We start from the raw sequence: 3069 nt of genomic DNA on the forward strand, positions 1-3069 counted from the left end.
TCGCTTGCGGTAGGCCGGTTTTGCTGGGGTACCAGGACTCGAACCTAGAATGGCTGAACCAGAATCAGCTGTGTTGCCAATTACACCATACCCCATTGACCAGCTAAAGCCGCTGGTCAGAGTCGCCCCCGGCCAACGGCTGCGGGCCGACGTGCAGACTACCAAAGATCTCGGCTCAGCCGCGCGGGGCACTCTCCCGAGCCGCTCGCAGCCGGCCCAGGCTGCGCTCGGCGCCCAGCAGCTCCAGCGATTCGAACAGCGGCGGGCTGATCGGCGCGCCGGTCACCGCCACCCGGATCGGACCGAACGCCTTGCGCGGCTTGAGCCCGAGCCGCTCCACCAGCGCATCCTTCAGCGCGGCCTCGATCTGCCCGGCGGTCCAGGCCGGCACGGCCCCCAGGGCGGCGACCGCGGCGTCGAGCACCGGCGCCGACTCGGCACCCAGCTCCTTGGTGGCGGCGCGCGGATCGAGCTCGTACGCGTCGTCGTTGAGGAACTTCAGCAGATCCCAGGCATCGCCGAGCACCACGATCCGGGTCTGCACCAGCGCGGCGGCTTCGGCGAAGCCGGCCTCGTCCAGCCCGGTGCGGTGACCGTGGGTGTCGAAGTAGGCCGCCAGCCGGGCGGCGAAGTCCGCGGGCTGCAGCCGGCGGATCTGCTCGGCGTTGATCGCGTCGGCCTTCTTCTGGTCGAACCGGGCCGGGTTGGAGTTGACGTCGGCGACGTCGAACGCGGCCACCATCTCCGCCATGCTGAACACGTCGTGGTCGTCGGCGATCGACCAGCCGAGCAGCGCCAGGTAGTTCAGCAGCCCCTCCGGGATGAAGCCGCGGTCCCGGTGGGCGAACAGGTTCGACTGCGGGTCGCGCTTGGACAGCTTCTTGGTGCCCTCGCCGAGCACCGTCGGCAGATGGGCGAACTCCGGGACCCACTCGGCCACCCCGATCCGGATCAGCGCCTGGTACAGCGCGATCTGGCGCGGCGTGGACGGCAGCAGATCCTCGCCGCGCAGCACGTGGGTGATCTTCATCAGCGCGTCGTCGACCGGGTTGACCAGCGTGTACAACGGATCCCCGGTGGCCCGGGTCAGCGCGAAGTCGGGAATGGTGCCGGCCGGAAACGCGGTCTCGCCGCGCACCAGATCGCACCAGCCGAGCTCTTCGGCGGGCATCCGCAGCCGCACCACCGGCTGGCGGCCTTCGGCCCGGTAGGCCGCGCGCTGGGCGTCGGTCAGGTCGCGGTCGAAGTTGTCGTAGCCCAGCTTCGGGCTGCGTCCGGCCGCCAGGTGCCGGGCCTCGACCTCGGCCGGGGTGGCGAAGGCGTGGTAGGCCTCGCCGGCGTCGAGCAGCCGCGCCACCACGTCGCGGTAGATCTCGCCGCGCTGCGACTGCCGATACGGCCCGTACGGCCCGCCGGCCTCGGGCCCCTCGTCGAAGTCCAGCTGCAGCCAGCGCAGCGCGTCCAGCAGCGCCCGGTAGCTCTCCTCGCTGTCGCGTTCGGCGTCGGTGTCCTCGATCCGGAACACCAGGGTGCCGCCGGTGTGCCGGGCGTAGGCCCAGTTGAACAACGCGGTGCGGATCAGCCCGACGTGCGGGGTGCCGGTCGGCGACGGGCAGAACCGGACCCGCACGGCACCAGGATCGGTCACGACTTTCCTTTCCGGACAACTGGATTGGTCAAAGTGCCGATCCCTTCGATGGTGATCGAGACGGTGTCGCCGTCCGTGATGGGGCCGACGCCGGCGGGCGTGCCGGTGAGGATCAGGTCGCCCGGCAGCAGGGTCATCACCGCCGAGATCCACTCCACGATCGCGCCGACGTCGTGGATCAGCTGCGAGGTCCGGCCGTCTTGTCTAAGCACGCCGTTCACCTCGGTGCGCAGCGCCAAGTCGGCCGGGTCGACGTCGGTGACGATCCACGGCCCGACCGGACAGAAGGTGTCGTGGCCTTTGGCCCGGGTCCACTGCCCGTCGGCGCGCTGCTGGTCGCGGGCGGAGACGTCGTTGGCGATGGTGTAGCCGAGGATGTTCTCCGCGGCCCGGGCGGCCGGGACATCCTTGCACGGCCGGGCGATCACCGCGGCCAGCTCGCCCTCATAGTGCACCTCCGCGGCGCCGGGCGGCAGCTGAATCGGCGTGTTGGGCCCGATGATCGCCGTGTTGGGCTTGAGGAAGATGATCGGGTCGACCGGTGCCTCGCCCCCGTCGAAACCGCCCATCTCGGCGATGTGGTCGGCGTAGTTCTTGCCGACGCAGACCACCTTGGAGGCCAGGATCGGCGCCAGCAGCCGGACGTCGGCCAGCGGCCAGGAACGGCCGGTGAACGTCGGCGTGCCGAACGGGTGCTCGGCGATCTCACGGGCGGTGGGCTCACCGGACTCGCCTTCGATGCTGACGAAAGCGACGCCGTCCGGGCTGGCGATTCGGCCGAGGCGCATTCGTCAAAGGGTACTGGCGACCGCGACTCCCAGCGCAGCTCGGTCGCGCAGCGCCTTCCGCCGCCCCCAGCCGCCGCGGGTGATGGCGCTCGACGCCGCTGCGTCGAGCTGGACCGGTATCAGCTACGCCCGGTTCGGCGCGGCCAGTGAGACGGGTGTGACACCATACCCGGGTGGCCCCGGCGTCCGCTGACTCGCCTAGCACCGCCGCGCGCTGGTCGATCGTGGTCATCGCGCTGGCGGCGACGCTGTGCTCGTTCGTCTTCATCAACGGCATCGCCTTCGTCATCCCGATGCTGGAGACCAAACGGGAGACCAACCTGGCGATAGCCGGTCTGCTGGCCTCCATGCCCAGCTTCGGCATGGTGCTCACCCTGTTCGCCTGGGGAGCGCTGCTGGACCGGGTCGGCGAGCGGATCGTGCTCTCGGTCGGCTCGGCGCTGACCGCGGCGGCGTGTTACGGCGCCGCGGCGTTCGACTCGCTGGGCATGGTGGGTGTCTTGCTGTTCCTCGGCGGGATGGCGGCCGCCAGCGCCAACACCGCCAGCGGGCGGCTGGTCACCGGCTGGTTCCCGCCGCACCAGCGCGGCCTGGTGATGGGCATCCGGCAGACCGCGCAGCCGCTGGGCATCG

3 protein-coding genes and 1 tRNA gene are annotated in these 3069 nt (G+C 70.6%); 1 reads left to right on the forward strand and 3 read right to left on the reverse strand.

What is annotated here, in order from left to right:
* Nucleotides 1–23 precede the first annotated feature (23 nt).
* From AC2VNT_RS13085 to AC2VNT_RS13095, 3 genes are all read right to left on the reverse strand, one after another.
* A tRNA-Gln gene (locus AC2VNT_RS13085) sits at nt 24–95 on the reverse strand.
* Nucleotides 96–175: 80 nt separating this feature from the next.
* Complete coding sequence (gene gltX / locus AC2VNT_RS13090; protein ID WP_486947272.1) at nt 176–1648, reverse strand: glutamate--tRNA ligase; 1473 nt, start codon at nt 1646–1648, stop codon at nt 176–178.
* Nucleotides 1645–2436: a fumarylacetoacetate hydrolase family protein gene (locus AC2VNT_RS13095; RefSeq protein ID WP_486947273.1), complete on the reverse strand. Its 792-nt coding sequence runs from the start codon at nt 2434–2436 to the stop codon at nt 1645–1647. Before AC2VNT_RS13095 ends, gltX begins: the two co-directional genes overlap by 4 nt.
* Before the next feature lie 173 nt (nt 2437–2609).
* Here AC2VNT_RS13095 and AC2VNT_RS13100 point away from each other — a divergent pair.
* On the forward strand, nt 2610–3069 hold a 460-nt coding region (locus AC2VNT_RS13100), incomplete at its 3' end, for an MFS transporter (protein ID WP_486947274.1).

The sequence above is a fragment of the Mycobacterium sp. TH-M15 genome, from assembly GCF_057473705.1.